The organism is Bradyrhizobium sp. (genome assembly GCF_035309285.1).
Taxonomy (GTDB): domain Bacteria; phylum Pseudomonadota; class Alphaproteobacteria; order Rhizobiales; family Xanthobacteraceae; genus Bradyrhizobium.
Map to the genome: position 1 here is coordinate 1 of NZ_DATGFH010000133.1, position 18,648 is coordinate 18,648.

The 18,648-nt window shown below is 65.4% G+C and carries 18 protein-coding genes and 1 tRNA gene; 12 read left to right on the forward strand and 7 right to left on the reverse strand.

The window, feature by feature from the left end:
* Positions 1 to 481, reverse strand: a 481-nt coding sequence (locus VKR55_RS24950; RefSeq protein ID WP_324407540.1) for a transcription antitermination factor NusB, incomplete at its 3' end; no start/stop codon positions are given.
* Positions 482 to 656: 175 nt separating this feature from the next.
* On the opposite strand from VKR55_RS24950, the gene VKR55_RS24955 reads away from it, so the two are divergent.
* Positions 657 to 890 (forward strand): DUF1674 domain-containing protein, encoded by a 234-nt coding sequence (locus VKR55_RS24955; RefSeq protein ID WP_324407542.1) that lies wholly within the window; start codon positions 657 to 659, stop codon positions 888 to 890.
* A 137-nt stretch (positions 891 to 1,027) separates the two neighbouring features.
* Here the strand turns inward: VKR55_RS24955 and VKR55_RS24960 are convergent, their stop codons facing one another.
* Positions 1,028 to 1,543 carry a L,D-transpeptidase gene (locus tag VKR55_RS24960; protein WP_324407543.1) on the reverse strand — a complete coding sequence of 172 codons (516 nt, stop codon included), beginning with the start codon at positions 1,541 to 1,543 and terminating at the stop codon, positions 1,028 to 1,030.
* Between the two features lie 375 nt (positions 1,544 to 1,918).
* On the reverse strand, positions 1,919 to 3,871 hold the full coding sequence (gene acs / locus VKR55_RS24965) for an acetate--CoA ligase (RefSeq protein ID WP_324407544.1): 1,953 nt from the start codon (positions 3,869 to 3,871) through the stop codon (positions 1,919 to 1,921).
* 400 nt (positions 3,872 to 4,271) lie between these two features.
* Between acs and VKR55_RS24970 the strand changes: the two genes are divergently transcribed.
* Entirely contained in the window at positions 4,272 to 5,420 is a 1,149-nt protein-coding gene (locus VKR55_RS24970; protein ID WP_324407546.1) for a DNA topoisomerase IB, read from the forward strand.
* Between the two features lie 12 nt (positions 5,421 to 5,432).
* Here VKR55_RS24970 and VKR55_RS24975 read toward each other — a convergent pair whose 3' ends face one another.
* Positions 5,433 to 5,894, reverse strand: coding sequence for an SRPBCC family protein (locus VKR55_RS24975; protein WP_324407548.1), 462 nt, complete (start codon positions 5,892 to 5,894; stop codon positions 5,433 to 5,435).
* A gap of 99 nt (positions 5,895 to 5,993) precedes the next feature.
* Between VKR55_RS24975 and VKR55_RS24980 the strand changes: the two genes are divergently transcribed.
* The 4 genes from VKR55_RS24980 to VKR55_RS24995 all read left to right on the forward strand — a co-directional run bounded on the left by VKR55_RS24980 (position 5,994) and on the right by VKR55_RS24995 (position 9,629).
* Complete coding sequence (locus tag VKR55_RS24980; protein WP_324407549.1) at positions 5,994 to 7,103, forward strand: adenylate/guanylate cyclase domain-containing protein; 1,110 nt, start codon at positions 5,994 to 5,996, stop codon at positions 7,101 to 7,103.
* 125 nt (positions 7,104 to 7,228) lie between these two features.
* Positions 7,229 to 7,804, forward strand: coding sequence for a dihydrofolate reductase family protein (locus tag VKR55_RS24985; protein WP_324407551.1), 576 nt, complete (start codon positions 7,229 to 7,231; stop codon positions 7,802 to 7,804).
* Positions 7,805 to 7,822: 18 nt separating this feature from the next.
* On the forward strand, positions 7,823 to 8,572 hold the full coding sequence (locus tag VKR55_RS24990; RefSeq protein ID WP_324407553.1) for an SDR family NAD(P)-dependent oxidoreductase: 750 nt from the start codon (positions 7,823 to 7,825) through the stop codon (positions 8,570 to 8,572).
* 31 nt (positions 8,573 to 8,603) lie between these two features.
* A complete protein-coding gene (locus tag VKR55_RS24995) occupies positions 8,604 to 9,629 on the forward strand; it encodes a sigma-70 family RNA polymerase sigma factor (protein ID WP_324407554.1) in 1,026 nt (341 codons plus the stop codon).
* Between the two features lie 91 nt (positions 9,630 to 9,720).
* Here VKR55_RS24995 and VKR55_RS25000 read toward each other — a convergent pair whose 3' ends face one another.
* Genes VKR55_RS25000 through tsaD form a run of 3 tightly spaced genes read right to left on the reverse strand, consistent with a single transcriptional unit; the run spans position 9,721 to position 12,193 of the window.
* Entirely contained in the window at positions 9,721 to 10,134 is a 414-nt protein-coding gene (locus tag VKR55_RS25000) for an EVE domain-containing protein (protein ID WP_324407555.1), read from the reverse strand.
* Between the two features lies 1 nt (position 10,135).
* Complete coding sequence (locus tag VKR55_RS25005; protein WP_324407556.1) at positions 10,136 to 11,116, reverse strand: NAD(P)H-dependent glycerol-3-phosphate dehydrogenase; 981 nt, start codon at positions 11,114 to 11,116, stop codon at positions 10,136 to 10,138.
* Positions 11,117 to 11,119: 3 nt separating this feature from the next.
* Positions 11,120 to 12,193 carry a tRNA (adenosine(37)-N6)-threonylcarbamoyltransferase complex transferase subunit TsaD gene (gene tsaD / locus VKR55_RS25010; protein ID WP_324407564.1) on the reverse strand — a complete coding sequence of 358 codons (1,074 nt, stop codon included), beginning with the start codon at positions 12,191 to 12,193 and terminating at the stop codon, positions 11,120 to 11,122.
* A 96-nt stretch (positions 12,194 to 12,289) separates the two neighbouring features.
* Between tsaD and VKR55_RS25015 the strand changes: the two genes are divergently transcribed.
* From VKR55_RS25015 to VKR55_RS25035, 6 genes are all read left to right on the forward strand, one after another.
* Positions 12,290 to 13,015 carry a uroporphyrinogen-III synthase gene (locus tag VKR55_RS25015; protein ID WP_324407557.1) on the forward strand — a complete coding sequence of 242 codons (726 nt, stop codon included), beginning with the start codon at positions 12,290 to 12,292 and terminating at the stop codon, positions 13,013 to 13,015.
* A 66-nt stretch (positions 13,016 to 13,081) separates the two neighbouring features.
* Positions 13,082 to 14,296: a COG4223 family protein gene (locus tag VKR55_RS25020; protein WP_324407559.1), complete on the forward strand. Its 1,215-nt coding sequence runs from the start codon at positions 13,082 to 13,084 to the stop codon at positions 14,294 to 14,296.
* Positions 14,297 to 14,303: 7 nt separating this feature from the next.
* Complete coding sequence (locus VKR55_RS25025; protein ID WP_324407560.1) at positions 14,304 to 16,076, forward strand: heme biosynthesis protein HemY; 1,773 nt, start codon at positions 14,304 to 14,306, stop codon at positions 16,074 to 16,076.
* 97 nt (positions 16,077 to 16,173) lie between these two features.
* A tRNA-Thr gene (locus VKR55_RS25030) sits at positions 16,174 to 16,249 on the forward strand.
* A 1,133-nt stretch (positions 16,250 to 17,382) separates the two neighbouring features.
* A complete protein-coding gene (locus tag VKR55_RS33120; protein WP_414642444.1) occupies positions 17,383 to 17,688 on the forward strand; it encodes a DUF2061 domain-containing protein in 306 nt (101 codons plus the stop codon).
* Between the two features lie 268 nt (positions 17,689 to 17,956).
* Positions 17,957 to 18,451 (forward strand): hypothetical protein, encoded by a 495-nt coding sequence (locus tag VKR55_RS25035; protein ID WP_324407562.1) that lies wholly within the window; start codon positions 17,957 to 17,959, stop codon positions 18,449 to 18,451.
* Positions 18,452 to 18,648: the final 197 nt, after the last annotated feature.

An 18,648-nucleotide genomic window follows, 5' to 3' on the forward strand; every position in this document is an offset into this window, starting at 1 on the left:
GCGGAAGATCGAGCGTCTCGGATTTGACCTCGTCGATCAGCGGCTGTCCCTCGCGCGCGCAGCGGCGCAGCACGGCATTGACGAGCCCGGCATATTTCGCGGCCCGCCGATCCGACTGCACCAGCCGCACCGACAGATCGACCGCGGCATGATCGGGCACATCCATCCAGAGAATCTGGGCGGCGCCGATCAGAAGCGCGCTTTGCGCGCGCGGCGCATCGGTCGGAATGCCGCGGTCCAGCAGCCGCGACAACAGATGTCCGAGCGTGCCGAGCCGGCGCAGGATCGTCGCCACCAGGCGCCGCATCAGCGCGCGGTCGCGATCGGCGAGCGTCTTCAGGCCCGGATGGGCGGCTGCGCCGTCGAGCTGGTCGTCGAGGGTACGATGCTTGTGCAGCACGCCGTCCAGAATGTCGGCGGCGATCCGCCGTGCCGCGAGACCGGGCACTTCAGCAGGACGGGCTAATCTTGGAGAAGGCATGCGTCGAAGCTTACCCGGAGGGACGAAGGCAATTCCGCTAGCACTCACTCGGGGCATGCCATGACAGACCCCACTCCTGCCATGCGAATATGCCAAATGTAAGAATCGCCTCTGGCATTTTCAGCTTGAGGCACGATCTGTTGACAGGGTGGTTTGCGAGAGCGGGAGGTTGGCGATGAGTGACAGTGCCGCACAGGCCAATTCTGCGATCAAGCCTGAGACCAAGCCTGGTCAGGAACGTAAACCGCTGACACCGGCCGCGCAGCGCGCGCTCGCCGAGGCCGAAGCACGTCGTCAGGCCGCTGTCGCCAATGCGAAGGCGATGCCGAAGGAATTTCAGGGCCCGAAGGGTCCCGAGCCCACGCGCTATGGCGACTGGGAGAACAAGGGCATCGCGTCGGATTTCTGAAACAAAAGCCGCGCTGGCCGCGCGGCTTTCGTATTTCCCACACGATCATTCCGGGACGCGAGTGAAACGAGCGAACCCGGAATCTCGAGATTCCGGGTCTGGTCCTTCGGACCATCCCGGAATGACGGACGTCGCTATTAGCGCGTCACCACCACTGGCGTGCCGACCGAGACGCGGCCATACAGGTCGGTGATGTCGGCGTTGTACATGCGGATGCAGCCGTAGGAGACGAAGCCGCCGACCGATCCCGGCATGTTGGTGCCGTGGATGGCGTATTCGCCGCCGGCGAGCGTCATCGCGGCGACGCCCATCGGGTTCCTGGGCGAACCGCCGGGGATCAGGTTCGGGATGCTCGGAATGTCATGCTTGACTTCCTTCGGCGGCGCCCAGGCCGGGTTGCGGTACTTGCCGTCGATCCGGGTCACGCCAGCCCACTGCTTGCCGACCTTGCCGACGCCGACCGGATAGCGCATCGCATGGCCCTGATCGAGAATGAGGTAAAGCCGGCGCTCGCTGGTCTTGATCACGATCGTTCCCGGCGAATATTCGGTGCCCCGTACCGGAACCAGTTCCGGCTTTGCCTGTGCCACATTCGTCGCCAATAGAGCAGCCCCGATGGTGGCCGCCAGCGCCACCGCAATCCGCTTCGACATCGACATCTCTCCGCTTCGCCCGCCCCTGCCAAAGGGCGCCAGATTCGCTCAAGACCGGCCGAAACGGCCGGCTTGCCCACGCATTTTTAACCGCGTGCGTTAACCGATTGGTTTCCACGCGGGCCTTCGGGCTAGCTAGGGTCGAGGGAGAAAAGGAAATGTTGGATTTAAAGTAAATGACTTGAAAACAACACTTGCCGGAAAACCGCCGCAAGGCGGCCACAGTTTCCGACGTTTGCGTGAGAGGGCGGCGGCACGGAAATTATGGCCGTCATTCCGGGATGGTGCGCAAGCACCAGACCCGGAATCTCAGGTGCGCACCATAGTTCGATGCTGCCGCATCGCCCCGGAACGACGGTTCTGAAGCTGCGACGCTTACGCCTGCGTCTGCTTGCGGTTCTTCCGGTTCTTCACGAGGTCATCGACCACGGCGGGATCGGCGAGCGTCGAGACATCGCCGAGACTGCCCGGCTCGTCCTCGGCGATCTTGCGCAGAATACGGCGCATGATCTTGCCGGAGCGCGTCTTCGGCAGGCCTGGCGCGAACTGGATCTGGTCCGGCGAGGCGATTGGCCCGATGTCCTTGCGCACCCAGGCGACCAATTCCTTGCGCAGATCCTCGCTCGGCTCGGTGCCGGCCATCAAGGTGACATAGGCATAGATGCCCTGGCCCTTGATGTCGTGCGGATAGCCGACCACCGCGGCTTCCGACACTTTCTCATGCGCGACCAGCGAGCTCTCGACTTCGGCCGTGCCCATCCGATGTCCGGAGACGTTGATGACGTCGTCGACGCGGCCGGTGATCCAGTAATAGCCGTCGGCGTCGCGCCGGCAGCCGTCGCCGGTGAAATACTTGCCTTTGTAGGTCGAGAAGTAGGTCTGCTCGAAACGATCATGGTCGCCATAGACCGTGCGCATCATCCCGGGCCAGGGCCTGGTGATGCAGAGATTGCCGGTGGCTTCGCCTTGCAGCACCTTGCCGTCGGCGTCGACGATCTCGGGCACCACGCCGAAGAACGGCAGCGTCGCCGAGCCCGGCTTCAGCTTGATTGCGCCCGGCAGCGGCGTGATCAGGATGCCGCCGGTCTCGGTCTGCCACCAGGTATCGACGATCGGGCAGCGGCCGTCGCCGACGACGCGGTGATACCATTCCCAGGCTTCCGGATTGATCGGCTCGCCGACGGTGCCGAGCAGGCGCAGCGAAGCGCGCGAGGTCTTCTTCACGGGAGCGTCGCCGGCCTGCATCAGCGCGCGGATCGCGGTCGGCGCGGTGTAGAAGATGTTGACCTTGTGCTTGTCAACGACGTTCCAGAACCGCGAGTTGTCCGGATAGTTCGGCACGCCCTCGAACATCAGCGTGGTCGCGCCGTTGGCGAGCGGCCCGTAGATGATGTAGCTGTGGCCCGTGACCCAGCCGACGTCGGCGGTGCACCAGAAGATATCGCCGTCGTGGTAGTCGAACACATATTGGTGCGTCATCGACGTATACACGAGATAGCCGCCGGTCGTGTGCAGCACGCCCTTGGGCTGGCCGGTCGAGCCTGAGGTGTAGAGGATGAACAGCGGATCTTCCGCGTGCATGTGCTCGCACGGGCACTCGGTGGTCACCACTTTGGCCGCCTCGTGATACCAGAGATCGCGCGACGGCTTCATGTCGACGGCAGCACCAGTGCGCTTGACCACGACGACCCAGTCGACACCGCCGGTCTTGGCGATCGCCGCGTCGACATTGGCTTTCAGCGGCACCTTCCGGCCGCCGCGGAAGCCCTCGTCGGCGGTTATGACGACATTGGATTTGCAGTCCTTGATGCGCTGGGCGAGGCTGTCCGGCGAGAAGCCCGCGAACACCACCGAATGGATGGCGCCGATCCTGGCGCAGGCCAGGATCGCGTAGGCCGCTTCCGGAATCATCGGCAGATAGATGGTGACGCGGTCGCCCTTCTTGACGTTGCGATTGCGGAGGATGTTGGCCATCCGGCAGACCTCGTCGTGCAGCTCCTTGTAGGTGATGTGCCTGGACTGCGAGGGGTCGTCGCCTTCCCAGATGATCGCGGTCTGGTTGGCGCGCTTGGGCAGATGGCGGTCGATGCAGTTGTAGGCCGCGTTGAGAACGCCGTCCTCGAACCATTTGATCGAGATATTGCCGGGGGCGAATGACCAGTTCCCGATCTTGTGCGGGGCCTTCATCCAGTCCAGCCGCTTGGCCTGTTCGGCCCAGAAGCCGTCGGGGTCCGAGAGCGAGCGGGCGTACATTTCCTTGTATTTGGCCTGATCGGCCCAGGCGCGCTTTGCCCATTCGCCGGGCACGTCGTAAATCTTCTCGGACATTCTTGACCCTCCCACACAGGCGTCAGCCATTCGTCGATGCTGAAGCCATCTTCGTTGTTAACGCAGCCGACACAATTATGCTTCCGCGCGCACGGCGCCGACAAGCACCACAAACAGAACCTTAGGCGACGCCCCTGCTTTGCACGACATCAAGCCGCGCCGGATGGGCTCGGGGCTGCAGGGATGAGGCCGCTTGCCATCACTTTCACGTTTCCGCTTGGTCGGAAATCAACGTTAGCGACGGAATGCCACCCATGAAAGGTATCTAATAACCTTCAATGTGACAATTGGGACTCGCCTTGCCGCGCACAACCCCCTAAATGCGCTCCCCGGACGTTCCGGAATGAAGCCGCACCCGCCGGCCCTGCCGGAAGACGACAGGAGCAAGGCGTAAACGGCAATGACGGATCAGCAGAATTTCGAGGCGCAACGCCCCGCTTCCGCCGATCCTGCCATGGCGCTTGCGGAAATGCTCGGCCAATTGCCGAAGCCGGCGGCCGAACCGCCCAAACCAGCTATTGTCAAAACGACTGTCGAAGAGCTCGCCCAGGAACTGGGCCTCAAGCTCGGCGACCAGAACGAACTGACCATCCGCCGCATCAAGCGCGGCAAGACCTATACATTCATCCGCGCCAACGGCACGCGGATCAAGCATGTCGGCACCATCCGCCGGCTGAACCGGATGGCGGTGCCGCCGGCCTATCGCGCGGTGCGCTATTCGCCCGACCCCAACTCGCATCTGCAGGCGGTCGGCATCGATGCCGCCGGCCGGCTGCAATATCGCTATCACGCCGATTGGGAGAAGGTCCGCGAGCAGCGCAAGGCTCACCGCCTGGCGAAGCTCGTCGCCGCGCTGCCGAAGATCCGCCGCAACGTGTCGATGCACCTCGCCGGCGACGAGCCGACGCGCGAATTCGCGCTCTCGGCGGTGATCGAGCTGATCGCTCGCACCGCGATCCGCCCCGGTAACGAATCCTATGCGCGGCTGAACGGCACGCGTGGCGCCACCACGCTGTTGAAGTCCAACGTCACGCTGGAAGACGACAGTTTCGTGCTGACCTTCAAGGCCAAGGGCGGCAAGGCCGTGCGCAAGGAATGCAATGCCGCGAAGCTGGCGCGCGCCATCGGCATCCTGCGCACCGTGCCGGGCAAGCGCATGTTCCAGTACCGCGATGCCAACGGCGTCGTGCGCACAGTCTCGACCACGAGCGTGAATGCGTTCCTGCGCGAGATCGCGGGCATCAAGATTTCGCTGAAGGATTTTCGCACGCTGATGGCCTCCGCCGTCGTGGTGGAATCGCTGTCACGGATCACGCCGGCGGCAAGCGAGCGCGGCCGCAAGCGCCAGGTGCTGGAAGCGATCCGCGCCGCGGCCGACCAGCTCTCCAACACGCCGGCGATCTGCCGCAAGAGCTATGTCCACGACACCATCGTCACCGCCTTCGAGGACGGCATCCTCGAGCGTTTCGCCGCGACCATGAAAGGTCAGCGCTCGCAAAAGAAGCGCGAGCAGCTTCTGGCGCAGGTGGTGATGGCTGCCGCGGCGTAGACGGCGTCAATCTCAATTTGAATGTTGTACCGGCGCGCCGGGATCGGGCCCGGGATTGCGGCCAGAGGCCGCGACCGCGAGCCGTCCCAGATAATGCGTCCACCCCTTGCCATGGGCGACACGCTGCTCCTCGTTCGGCAGGCCGCTATGGGTCATCCGCATCAAAGTGCCGCCGTCGCGATCGATCAGATCGATCTCGATCAGGCCCGATCCCGGCGGCACTATCTCGCTGTCCTCCCAGCCGAAACTGTAGGCGAGGCGATGGACCGGCACGACTTCGCGGAATGCGCCGCGCGCGGTTCGGCCGCTTCCGCCGACGCCCTTGATAAGATAAAGACCGCCCGGCTGCGGCTCGGTGTTCGCCTCCATCCCCATCCAGCTCAGGATTTTCTGTGGATCGGTCAGATAGGCAAAAACGGTGGCGGGCGGGGCCGCGATTTGGGTCTCGCGTTGGATCACGAACGCATCAGGCATGGGCTCTCCCCTAGGCTGGACTCGGGAGATGGCGGCACCAATGTCCGTCGTCAAGGATAGCCCGTGACAAAGGCTTCGCGTCAACCCCATGATCGGGCCATGCAGCTTTCCTCGACGCTCGCCTGGCTCGTCGATCTGGCCGCCGAGACCGCGGGCGCCGACCGGCTGCTCGCCGGTCTCGGCGCGCATCTTGTTGCGGATGGATTGCCGCTTGCGGGTGGCGCGCTCACGCTCGACGTGCCGCACCCGCTGATTGCGCGGCGTACGTGGCTGTGGCGGGCGACGAACGGCGAGGTCATTGAGGCGCTGGGTTTTGCGCCGGGCGGACCTGCGGCCGCGCTGCTGACAACTCCTGCCAATAAAACTTCTGCGAATGATGCAGGCCGGCAATGGCTCGTCGGTATCGCGGACGGCAAGGTGCACGAGGACATGATCGGTCCGAAGCAGAACGCGCCCTCGCTCGCATGGATTGGGCCGCGCCCGTTCACGCCGCGGGAGATCGATCAACTGCGCCAGGCCGCGCGCTTTGCCACGGCACCGCTTGCGGTGCTTGCGACGCGCGCGACGTTGACGGCGGCGCTGGAAGCCTATCTCGGCCGGCGCAGTGCGGCGCGGGTGATGGCGGCGCCGCTCCGGCGCAGCGTCGGCGAGACCATTCAGGCCGCGCTGCTTTATGCCGATCTCCGTGGGTTTACGGCGCTGTCGGAAGCAAATCCGCCGGCGGTCGTCATCGCCGCGCTCGATGCCTGGTTCGATCGTATCGCCGGCGCGATTCATGCTTTCGGCGGCGAGGTGCTGAAGTTCATCGGCGACGGCATCTTGGCGATTTTTCCGGTCGCAGGCCGGACAACGCGCGACGCCTGCGAGGCCGCCTTGCGCGCGGCGTCCGCTGCGCGTGCAGGCATGGCGCATCTCGATTCCGAGCGAAGCCGGCAGGGGTTGCCGCCATTGCCCTTCGGCGCGGCGCTGCATCTCGGCGAGATGTTGTGGGGCAATATCGGCGCTGCCGATCGGTTGGATTTCACCGCGATCGGGTCCGCCGTCAACCTGGTGAGCCGGCTGGAAGGATTGTGCAAGCCGCTCGGCAAGACAATTCTGGTCTCGGGCGCGCTGGCGGCCGAAGTCGAAACGCCGCTGATCCCGCTTGGGACGCACGAGCTGCGCGGCATCGTAGACGCTTGCGCGGTCTTCACGGTGCCGGACAATTAGCTCTGGCTTTTCAGGCCGTTGTATCGGCGCTGAAAATTTTTCGCCTGCCACCGATGAGTTTCGCTCTCCCCGCCGGTCTTACCCCATGAAGCCAGCCGATAGCCGGCGCGCCATGGGAGATCAAAATGCGGAAATTGATCACGGGAATGAAGCTTTCCATCGACGGCAAGATGGAGGGGCCGGAGGGCATGGCCGATTGGGTCCATGCCTGGTCGGATGACTACGGCCTGACGCCACAGATCGACGCCTGCGTGCTCGGCTCGACCATGTATGGCGGCTATGAGCGCTACTGGACCGGGATCCAGAACGAGCCGGACAAGCCGGCCTGGATCACGGGCGCCGCGCCGACGCCGGCCGAGGTCGAATGGGCGCGCTTCGCCGCCAAAACTCCGCATTACGTGCTGTCCAACACGATGGGCTCGGCATCCTGGCCGCACACGCGCTTCCTGCGCAAGCTCGATGATGTCGCGGCGCTGAAGCGCCAACCGGGCAAGGACATCTATCTGATGGGCGGCGCGAAGACGGCCGCAAGCCTGATCGATGCCGGGCTGGTCGATGAGATCAGGCTGATCGTCTATCCGCTCGTCGCCGGCCGCGGCAAGTCGCTGTTTGCGACGACCGAACGCCGGCACAAGCTCGAGCTGAAGAAGGTTTCCGAGCTTCCCGGCGGGAAGCTCAACCTCATCTACGCCGTCGGCTGAGCGCATCAGGAGGATAACATGTTTAGGCTTGCAGGAAAGAACATGGTCGTGATCGGCGGCAGCCGTGGCGTCGGCCGGCAGATCGTGGAGTCCGCGCACAACAATGGTGCGCGCGTGCTCGCGGTGGCGCGGCAGGAAGCAGCGCTTCAAGCGCTGGCGCATGAAGTCTCCGGCGTGCGCGTGCTGGCGCTCGACGCCACCGATGAAGGCGCGCCGGCAAAAGTGTTCGGCGCGATGGAGCCGGATATTCTCGTGCTGTGCGCCGGCGCGTTTCCACCGGCCGCGCCGTTTCATCAGCAAAGCTGGCAGGAGTTCACCGCCAATTGGGAGACGGACGTTCGTATGACCTTTCAGTTCTGCAAGGCAGCATTGTTGCGGCCGCTTGCGGCGGGCTCTTCGGTGATCGTGATGTCCTCGGGCGCGGCGCTTGCGGGCTCGCCGAACTCTGGCGGCTATGCCGGCGCGAAACGCACGCAGCTCTTTCTCGCCAATTACGCGCAGAAGGAATCCGATCGGCTCGGGCTCGGCCTCTTCTTCTCCGCACTCGCGCCGCGCATGATCCCGGGCACCGAGCTTGGGAAACGCGCGGTCGACGGCTATGCCCGCTATCTCGGCGTCTCCGCCGCCGATTTCGTCCGTGGCATGGCGGCGCCGCCGACTCCTGCCGATGTCGCGGCCGGCGTTCTCGAGCTTGCCGCCGATCCGAATCGCGCCAAAGGCAATGTGTTCATCGTCTCGGGCAAAGGCCTTGAAGCGGCGCAAAGCTGACGGACCCTTGAAGAAGGTCAGCGGAGGTCTAATGTTTGAGGTGATGACGGCATCAAAAGCAGAACAGGTGGCGGCGCGGACAAACGAGGCGTTCGAGCGACTTGCCGAGCCGCTACGTCGCGAGATCAAGCTGCATTGCTATCGCATGCTCGGCTCCGTGCATGAGGCCGAGGACCTCGTGCAGGAAACCTATCTGCGCGCGTGGCGCGGCTTCGACGGCTTTGAAGGCGGATTGTTCCGCGCCTGGCTGTACAAGATCGCGACCAATGCCTGCCTCAACGCGCTGGAGGCGCGCAAGAGTGCGCAGCGTGTGCTGCCGGACCAGATGGGCTCTCCCGCCATAGGCATGCCCGATGGTGTGCCGGCCACGGAAGTCGCTTGGCTCGAGCCCTATCCGGACTCGCAGCTCGAAAGTATTGCCGACGATCAGCCCAATCCGGAAGTGCGCTACGCGGCGCGCGAGGCCGTACAGCTCGCCTTTGTCGCCGCGATCCAGCAGCTCCCGCCGCGCCAGCGCGTCGCGCTTCTGTTGTGCGATGTGCTCGGCTGGGCCGCAACGGAGACCGCGACATTGCTCGGCGGCTCGACCGCTTCGGTGAACAGCGCGCTCCAGCGCGCGCGGGAGACGCTCGCCACGCGCTATCCCGAAGGCCGGCCGCTTGCCGTGGCGAGGCCGAGCGTCGCCCAGCAAAGACTGCTCGACCGTTACTTGCGCGCTTGGGAGGACCACGATCTCGACGGCTTCGTTGCGCTGCTCAAGGAGGACGCGACCTTCACCATGCCGCCGTGGCTGCAATGGTATGCCGGCCGCGAGGCGATCCGCTCATTCTTTGCAATCGCCTGGCAGAGCTGCCGCGGCATGCGCGTGATCCCCGCCGCCGCCAACGGCCAGCCCGCTTTCGCCGTCTATGCCCGCACCGACGCCGACCCGCGCTTCACAGCCAACGGCATCCACGTGCTCACGCTGGAGGGCGACAGGATTGCCACGATGACGCTGTTCCTCGAACCGCGCATGTTCGAGATGTTTGGGCTGCCGCTGGTGCTCGAAGAATCGTAGGGAACCGTAGCCCGCATGAGCGCGGCGATATGCGGGTATTTCGTATCCCGGATGTCGCTCCGCTCATCCGGGCTACGCTTGAGGAGAATCCCTACAATCCGCCCATCTTGCAGACAAGCTTCCATTCGTCCGCCGTCACCGGCTGCACCGACAGGCGCGAATATTTCACCAGCGCCATCGCGGCGAGCTTCTTCTCGGCCTTGATCGCGACCATGGTCACCGGCGTCGGCAACGACTTGTCCGCCTTGATGTCGACGCAGACGAATTTGCCGGTCTTGTCGGTTGGATCGGGATAGGCCTCCTTGATGACCTCGGCGATGCCGACGATCTCCTTGCCCTCGTTGGAATGATAGAAGAACGCCTTGTCGCCCTTCTTCATGTTGACGAGGTTCTGGCGCGCGGTGAAATTGCGCACGCCGGTCCAGGCCTCGCCCTTGGCGCCCTTGGCCACCTGCTGGTCCCATGACCAGGACGAAGGTTCGGATTTCACTAGCCAGTACGCCATGTCATTCCTCCGCCTTGAAGGGCCGCGTCAGAAGGCCCTCGATCGCGGCGTCGATGGTGAGCTTCTGGCTCAGGATTGCCGCGACCGCCATTGATACCGGCAGTTCGATCCTTTGCGAAGCGGCGAGTTCGATCAAGACCGGCGCAGTGAACTCGCCTTCGGCCAACTTGCCGACCGGCTTTGGCTCGCCGTGGCCGAGCGCCACGCCCAGTGCGAAATTGCGCGACTGCGGCGAGGAGCAGGTCAGGATCAGGTCACCGAGCCCCGAAAGCCCGACCATGGTTTCGGCGCGGGCGCCGCAGGCGCGGCCCAATCGAGCGAGCTCCGAGAAGCCGCGCGTGGTCAGCGCCGCCTGCGCCGAGGCGCCGAGCTTCCGGCCCACGACAATACCGGCCGCGATCGCCAGCACATTCTTGGCGGCACCGCCGATCTCGACGCCGCGCACGTCGGTCGTGTGATAGGGCCGAAAAGTCGCCGAACCCAGCGCCCGCACGAGATGCACGGCAAGCTCTTCGTCCTTTGCCGCCAAGGTCACTGCGGTCGGCAACCCGCGCGCGACGTCGTCGGCAAAGCTCGGGCCCGAGAGGATCGCGGGGATCGCATGCGGCGCGGATTCCGCGATGATATCGGTCATGAATTTATGCGTGCCGTGCTCGATGCCCTTGGCGCAGGCAATCACGGGCGTACGTTCATGCAAATGCGGCGCGATCGCATTCACCGCGCCGCGCAGATGCTGCGCGGGCGTGGCGACGAGGATGATATCGGCGCGTACGGCTTCCGCGACGTCGTTGGTGACTACGATCTCGGGCGCGAGCTTGATGCCAGGCAGCCGCGGGTTTTCACGCGTCGTTGCGATCCTGTCCGCATGCGACGCATTGCGGGCGTAGAGCGTCACCGCGCGCCCGGCGCGCGCTGCGACGCCGGCGAGCGCCGTGCCCCACGCGCCCGCGCCGACGATTGCGACGGAGTTCAGCGCGGGCATCTCTCAGAAACCCGCGCGGGAATTGGCGTATCCGGGCGGCACGCTCGCATTGGCATCGAGCAGCCAGCGCGCCCGCGGGGCTGCGTCCATCGTGTCCACCATGCCGAGCGCGAGCCGCTCGGCGCCGGCCCATGCGATCATCGCGCCATTGTCGGTGCAGAGCTTGGGCGGCGGGATGATCAGCGTGGTCTCGGCTTTCGCCGCAACATCCTGCAGCGCGCCGCGGATGGCGCGGTTGGCCGCGACGCCGCCGGCCGCGACGAGCGCACGCGGCGGGCCGAAGATTTCTTCAAACAGCTTCAGCCCAACGCTGAGACGATCCGCGGTCGATTCCAGCACCGCGGCCTGAAAGCTTGCGCAGAGATCGCTGATGTCCTTTGCTTCCAGAGGCGTCAGGCGGCTCGCTTCGTTGCGCACGGCAGTCTTCAGCCCCGACAGCGAGAAGTTTGCGTCCGCCCGGCCGATCATTGGCCGCGGAAACGCAAATCGGGCGGGATCGCCGCCATTTGCGGCCCGCTCGACCTGCGGCCCGCCCGGATAGGGCAGGCCCAGCATTTTCGCGACCTTGTCGAAGGCCTCGCCCATGGCGTCGTCGACGGTGGTGCCGAGCCGCACATAGTTTCCGACGCCGGCGACCGCGACGATCTGGGTATGGCCGCCGGAGGCGAGGAACAGGCAATAGGGAAAAGCGAGCGCGCAAGTGAGCCGCGGCGTCAGCGCGTGCGCTTCGAGATGGTTCACTGCGACGAGCGGCGTGTTGTGCACCATCGCGATCGCCTTTGCGGTGGTCAGCCCGACGATGACGCCGCCGATCAGGCCGGGGCCCGCGGCCGCCGCAACCGCCGAGAGCTGCTCGTAGCCGACGCCGGCATCCTTCATCGCGCGGTCGATGATGCCGTCGAGCAGATCGACATGGGCGCGCGCCGCGATCTCCGGCACCACGCCGCCGAAACGCGCGTGCTCCTCGGTCTGCGAGCGCACCACATTGGACAGGATCCGGCCCGACCCGTCGCCCTTGCGCTCGACCACGCTGGCCGCGGTCTCGTCGCAGGTCGTCTCGATGCCCAGCACCAAAATCGGCTTTTCGCTTTCCAATGGGAGCCCTTGCGCTATTTGAATGGTCTCGTAAGTAACCGCGCAACACTGACCTTGCAATCGCCGGCGCCCCCCAACATGGCCGTTCTCGTCACCCGCCCCTATCCTGACAATGAGACGACGGCGCGCGCCCTGCGCGAGCGGGGATTTGCAGTCGTGCTGGCCCCGATGCTGCGGTTCGAGCCACTCCCCTGGTCCGAGGGCCTTGAAGCGGACTTTGCGGCCGTGATCCTGACCTCGGCCAATGCCTTGCGGGCGGTTGAGGCGGAGCTCGACGGCTTGCGCAGGCTGCCGCTCTTTGCCGTCGGCGAGCATACCGCGGACGAAGCACGCCGCGCCGGCTTCGCCGAGGTGATCGCGGCTGAGGGCGATGCGGCGAAGCTCTGCGAGCGTGTGCGCAAGAGCCTGAAGGGGAAGAAGAAGGCCAAAAGGCTGCTCTATCTTGCCGGCGCGGATCTTGCGCGCGACCTCGCGGGCGATCTCGCCGTGGACGGTTTCGAGGTCGTGACCCGAACCACCTACCGGATGGTGGCGCTGTCAGCGCTGTCGCGCGAGACCCGTGACGCCTTCGCCGCCAATGAAGTGGAAGCCGTACTGCACTATTCCCAGCGCAGCGCACGGGCCTTCCTGGAGGCGGCGCGGGCCGGCGGTGTCGAAATCTCGGCTCTCGCCGTGCCGCAATGCTGCATTTCGCCCAATGTGGCCGCGATTCTGCGCGAAGCCGGGGCGTTGCGGGTGCTGGCAGCCGCCTCGCCGGACGAAAATGCCCTGTTCGGGGCGTTGGAGCGTGCGTTGCGGCCCTGATTGGCGTAAGAGAGCGCGCCGATTCCGGTATATTGTTCTGGCTTACCATTCAGGGAACCCCAAGGGATGGCCGATGACGTGCTAGAGGACGCGGGACCCGCGCCGGATGCCGGCAAGGTCAAGCGCGAGCCGCCGACGATCGATCTCGAGGCGACCAAGGTCTCCGAGGCCGCTTCCGCCGAGGCCGGCCCTGCTCAATCCGCGCCGCAGCCGGAAACGGGTGCGCCTGCCGAGCCGCCCAAGGACGTGTCCGAGGAAACGCCCACGGCGGAAGCTTCCGCGCCGATCTCGCCTTGGGTGATTGCGCCGTTTTCCGGCGCGGTGGCCGCCGCGCTCGTGATCGCGGTCGGCTGGCTGCTGGGCTGGCCGGCGGTGCAGGCGCCACCCGCCCAGCCGCAGGTCACGCACGCGGCCTTCGACGATCTTTCCAAGCGCGTAACCGGCCTCGAATCGAAGGCTGCGAAGACGCCGGCGACCGACCCAGCGATGACCGCGCGCCTCGACACGATGGAGAAATCGCTCGCCACGCTGCGCGGCGATCTCGATGGCCTGCGCGCGCAATCCGACAAGCTTGCCGCAGCCGTCGATAGCGCCAGGCACGCGCCGGCCGCTTCCGGCGCAACCGCACCCGCGGTCGATCTCTCTGCCATCAACAAGCGCATCGACCAGATCGAGCAGGCGACGCGCGCGCAAGCCGCGGCCATTGCGCAAGCCAGCAAGCAGGCCTCGGCCGCCAAGGATGCATCCGCCAAGGCGCAGGATGACCTGCCGCTTCGCCGCCTCGTCGCGGCCGCGTTGCTCGACGTCGCGGTCCGTCACGGCGACCACTATGTCGAGGCGCTGGCGACGGCAAAGGCGCTGGCGCCCAATGCTGATGCATTGAAGCCGCTCGACGCGTTCGCGGACAAGGGCATTCCGACCCCGCCGGTGCTCTGTCGCGAATTGCTGGCGCTGGTGCCGAAGCTGTCGCCTCAGCCGGGCAATGCGACCACCGGCTCCGGCATCATCGACCGCCTGCAGGCGGGCGCATCGAAACTGGTTCGCGTCGAGCGCACCGATGCCGCCGGCAACGACCGCAGCGCGGTGGTCGCACGCGTCACGGCCGCCGCGCTGCGCATTGACCTTGCGGATTCCCGCCGCGAGCTCAACGCGCTCGACCCCACCGACCGCGCGCCCGCGCAAGGGTGGCTCGACAAGGTGGCCGCGCGCGACGCCGCACTCGCCGCATCCCGTCAATTCGCCGAAGATAGTATGGCGGCGCTGGCCAAAGCGGCGCAGTAGGATTTTCATGGTTCGCATTGTCCTGTTTCTGGTGTTGATCGCGCTTGCCGCGTGGGGCGCGGCATGGGTGGCCGATCAGCCCGGCAACGTCGTGCTGACCTGGGGCGGTTACAAGATCACGACGGCGCTACCGGTGTTTGCGCTCCTGGTCGGCATCATCATCGTCGCGGCGATGATCCTGCTCGGCGTTTTGGGGGTGCTGTGGCGCACGCCGGGGCGCATCCGTCGCGGCGGCCACGAGCGCCGCATCGCGCGCGGGCGCCACGCCATCACCCACGGCCTGCTCGCGATCGGCCATGGCGACCAGGCTGCGGCGCGCCAGCATGCCGAGACGGCGCGGCGGATCGCCGGCCATGATCCGTTGACGCTTTTGCTCCACGCGCAAGCGGCGCAACTCGACGGCGACCGCGAGGGCGCGAAAGCCGCCTTCGGCGCAATGGCCGAGCGCGAGGACACGCGCCTGTTCGGCCTGCGTGGGCTTTTCATCGAGGCGCAGCGCGCCGACGATGCGGTTGCGGCCGTGATGATCGCGGAGGAGGCCTTGAGGCTTGCGCCGTCATCGACCTGGGCCTCGCATGCCGTGCTCGGCTTCCGCTGCGCGCAGGGCGACTGGGACGGCGCGTTGAAGATCCTCGACCATGATCTCGCTTCCGGCCTCATCGACAAGACCGCCTATCGCCGTCGCCGTGGCGTGCTGCTCACGGCGCGCGCGCTGGAACTGGAGAAGGTGGATCGCGATCGCTCGCGTGAGAGCGCGATGGAGGCGGTGAAGCTTGCGCCGACGCTGGTGCCGGCCGCGGTGCTCGCCGCGAAATTCGAGAGCGAGGCGCATCAGGTGCGCCGCGCGATGCGGATCGTGGAAGCAGCGTGGCTTGCGCATCCGCATCCCGATCTTGCCGATGCCTATGCGCATGTGCGGCTCGGGGATTCCGCGCGGCAGCGGCTGGTAAGGGTGGAGACGCTTGCCGCGAAGACCCCCGGCAACATCGAGGGCGCGCTTGCGATCGCGCGTGCTGCGATCGATGCGGCCGAGTTTGCGAAGGCGCGCGAAGCGCTGGCGCCATTCGTCGCCGATCCGACCCAGCGCGTCGCGATGCTGATGGCGGAGATCGAGCGCACCGAGCATGGCGACAGCGGCAAGGCGCGGATGTGGACCTTGCGCGCGGTGCGCGCGCGTCACGATCCGGCCTGGACGGCGGATGGCTATGTCAGCGACCGCTGGCGGCCGGTGTCGCCGGTGACAGGTCGCATCGACGCGTTCCAGTGGCAGACGCCGGTGGCGAGCCTGCCGTCGTCCGACAAGGCTGCGACGATCGAGTCCTCGCCGTTCGAGGAAGCGATGCTGGCCGCGCCTTCGCCGCGCCGCGAACCGAGCGCGAGCGAAGGCCTCGCCGCGCCGCCCCGTGAGGCGGCGCCTGAGGTAGCCGCCGCGGCGGCGACGCAGGACAATGTGCCCCCGCCGGCGGGTCCTGCGGAAACGCCGGCCGAAAAAGCCGCCGAGCCCGCAACAGCGCCGCCGCAGCAAGCGGCCCCTGCGCCGGCTGTGGCGTCGACATCGGCCGAATCGGTTGCGCCCGCCGCGCCCGCGCCGCTGTTCCGAACCCGTGCCGACCTCCCTAAGCCCGCGAGCTCCATTCCGGCCGTCATTCCCATCGTCCGCGCCCCCGATGACCCCGGCGTCGACGACGAGGGCGCCGGCGATGAATTTGTGGAACAAATCGGCACGCCCAAGGCGCAAGCCGGCGGCTGGCGCGGATTCCTGGCCCGCTGGGCCGGGTAACAAAATATTCACGCGCCCCGTTTTTCTTGCCATTCGGGCCTATGCCCGATATCAGGTGGCCACGCGTTGAGGCGTGCGAAAAGCACGTTTCAGGCTCGCCGCAATAGCTCAGTTGGTAGAGCACGTCATTCGTAATGACGGGGTCGGGGGTTCGAGTCCCTCTTGCGGCACCACGCTTCGCCCTTCGGGCTACGCGTGGCGCGGCCACTCCGTCTACCCAGAGCGGAGACATGGGTAACAGCCTGCACCCACTTGGGCGCGCTGTTCGTTGCAGATTCAAATGTCAAACTGCCGCTCTTCATTGCGAGCGAAGCGAAGCAATCCAGACGGCCTCGCGATGCATTTCTGGATTGCTTCGCTTCGCTCGCAATGACGACGCAAGGACGTGACTCAGCGTTCTCGCGGCATGAAATGCCCGAGGCCTGACAAAATAACGTCCCTCCCGAAACTCAGAGGGCACAGGGAATGCCGGGTGCCGTTGCACCCGCAGCCTCGTGTGCGAGAAATTGCGCATGGAATGCACACGAGAAATCCACAGGTACAACCGAACACACGCCGGCATTCCCTGCGCAATGGCTTTACGGCTTATACGCGTTCTCCCCGGAGTGCCGGGCTTGTTAGCCTCCGTCGCCCGCGCGTTCGTCACGTGCAGGCTTGATCCCAGCGTCGGGGGACCAGGACGACGCGATTTCGCCGTACGCGAGAGAAGTTTTCGTCGGCGCGCACAGCGCGCGCTGAACCCCCTCGCGTCCATCGCATCCCGCCGCCAACGTCCGTGACGATCGCGAGCCGCCCCTCCTAAAGGCAGCGGGACGGGCGGAGGCATACACCTGATTCGCGCTTCTGGAAAAGCGAAATATTTTCGTGAAGGGGCTTGAACAGGCGCAGCCAGTTGAATTGGCGGGCGAAATTAGTTTTTGCGCGCGGCCGTTTCTGCTCGAATGAGCAGCTTTCCAACCGTGTACTCAAGAACGACATGTTCAACGAGATCGTCGTTAAGCTCGACAACTTTTGAACGCTTGACCGCGTTCAATCATGTGATCCGCCGGCCGCGGTAACGTTAACAATTGGTTTCGATTGTCGATAAAATTCTATCGATTAGGATGATTAGCAGTTGAGCGGTGTGTGGACCCGCTTGATGAGAGGTCCAGCCAGTGGGGTAGCTCGGCGGACCTCGCCGAAATTCAGCGACGATGAGCACCTGAACTTCGATGTTCACCGTGATCACGCTCGAGACGCGCGCAGCGCACGACCCGCGAGAGTCTGCCGGACTCGGGCCAGTGAGAAAACCGATGAGAGCATCCCAATGCGCAAGACGATTGCGAAGGCCGTCACGTGGCGGCTGATCGGAACCGCCGAGATTTTTGCGATCTCTTTCTGGACCACCGGGCACATCGCGATGGCCGGTCACACGGCCGGGATTGCGGCCATCAGCTCGCTCCTCATGTACGTGGCCCACGAATTGGCATGGAGGGAGGCAAGGCCGTGGTGGTATGTCAACCCGAGGTCATGTCTATGTCGTCATAGTGAGGGTTGGCCAGATCAACCAGCACGCCAACGGAGTGACGCTCGTTGCTTGCACGTTGCTGCTTCACCTGAAATCGATCTTTGAACTCGTTTAGGTGCGCGCATCTGTGGCCGGTCGTCACCCTACGCGGTGTGGCCTCTTGCTCTTACTCATGCATAGCACTATCGCGGCCGACCTGAAGTCCCGTGCGCCGAGGGATAACCGCTCTTCAGCTCCCATAACACAGATCCCCCACTCAATCGCCTCATCGTGATGAAACCGAAAGGGTGATCTCCATCACATAAGGCTGTGGGGAAACCGCCTAGGATCCGCCCCAAGCCATCCGGCCCAGTGAAAAAGGGGAGACTTTCACATGCGCAAGCTCATTTTGATTGCAGCGGCGATGGTTCTGGCTTCTGCGGCCGCTCAGGCCGGAGATTCGCGCAGCCTTTCGACCGGTCTGACCACCAACACGCCGAGCGATCCGCCGGCGGTCGTCGACAATCAGGCGCTCCGGGCTGACAATGACACGCCCGCGACCACCACGCCGAGCCAGCCTGACACGCCACGCTACACAGCGCCGCCGACGGACACGCCTCAGCAAGCTCAACCGGCCCCCGCTCCATCAGACACCCCGCGCTACACCGCGCGGCCCGCGCCGGTCGAGAACACGCCGCCGGCTACCGCGACGACCACGCCCTCGACTACGGCGCCGTCGACCGCACACCGGCACGCCTCGAACGATGAACCCAATTACCGCCCCTCGCGCAGCCGCCACGCGCACGCCGAGCGGGCGCACCATCGCGGGACCTACTGGACCGCCGGGCGCATCATCGCCGAGCTGCACCGCTACGGGATTGATTGGTAAGCGGCGTCCGCCGGACCTGCCGGTAAGTCCGCCGGCCCCACACTCGATCGTCATGCCCGGGCTTGACCCACGGCTGTCCGGTTTAATTTTGGTGGACATGGCGCATGGCGTGGATTCTTCTGCGGTCTTGAGCATCGCCAAATGTTCGAGACACACAAGGAAGATCCCGCCATGCGCCACCACAATACAGTAATTCA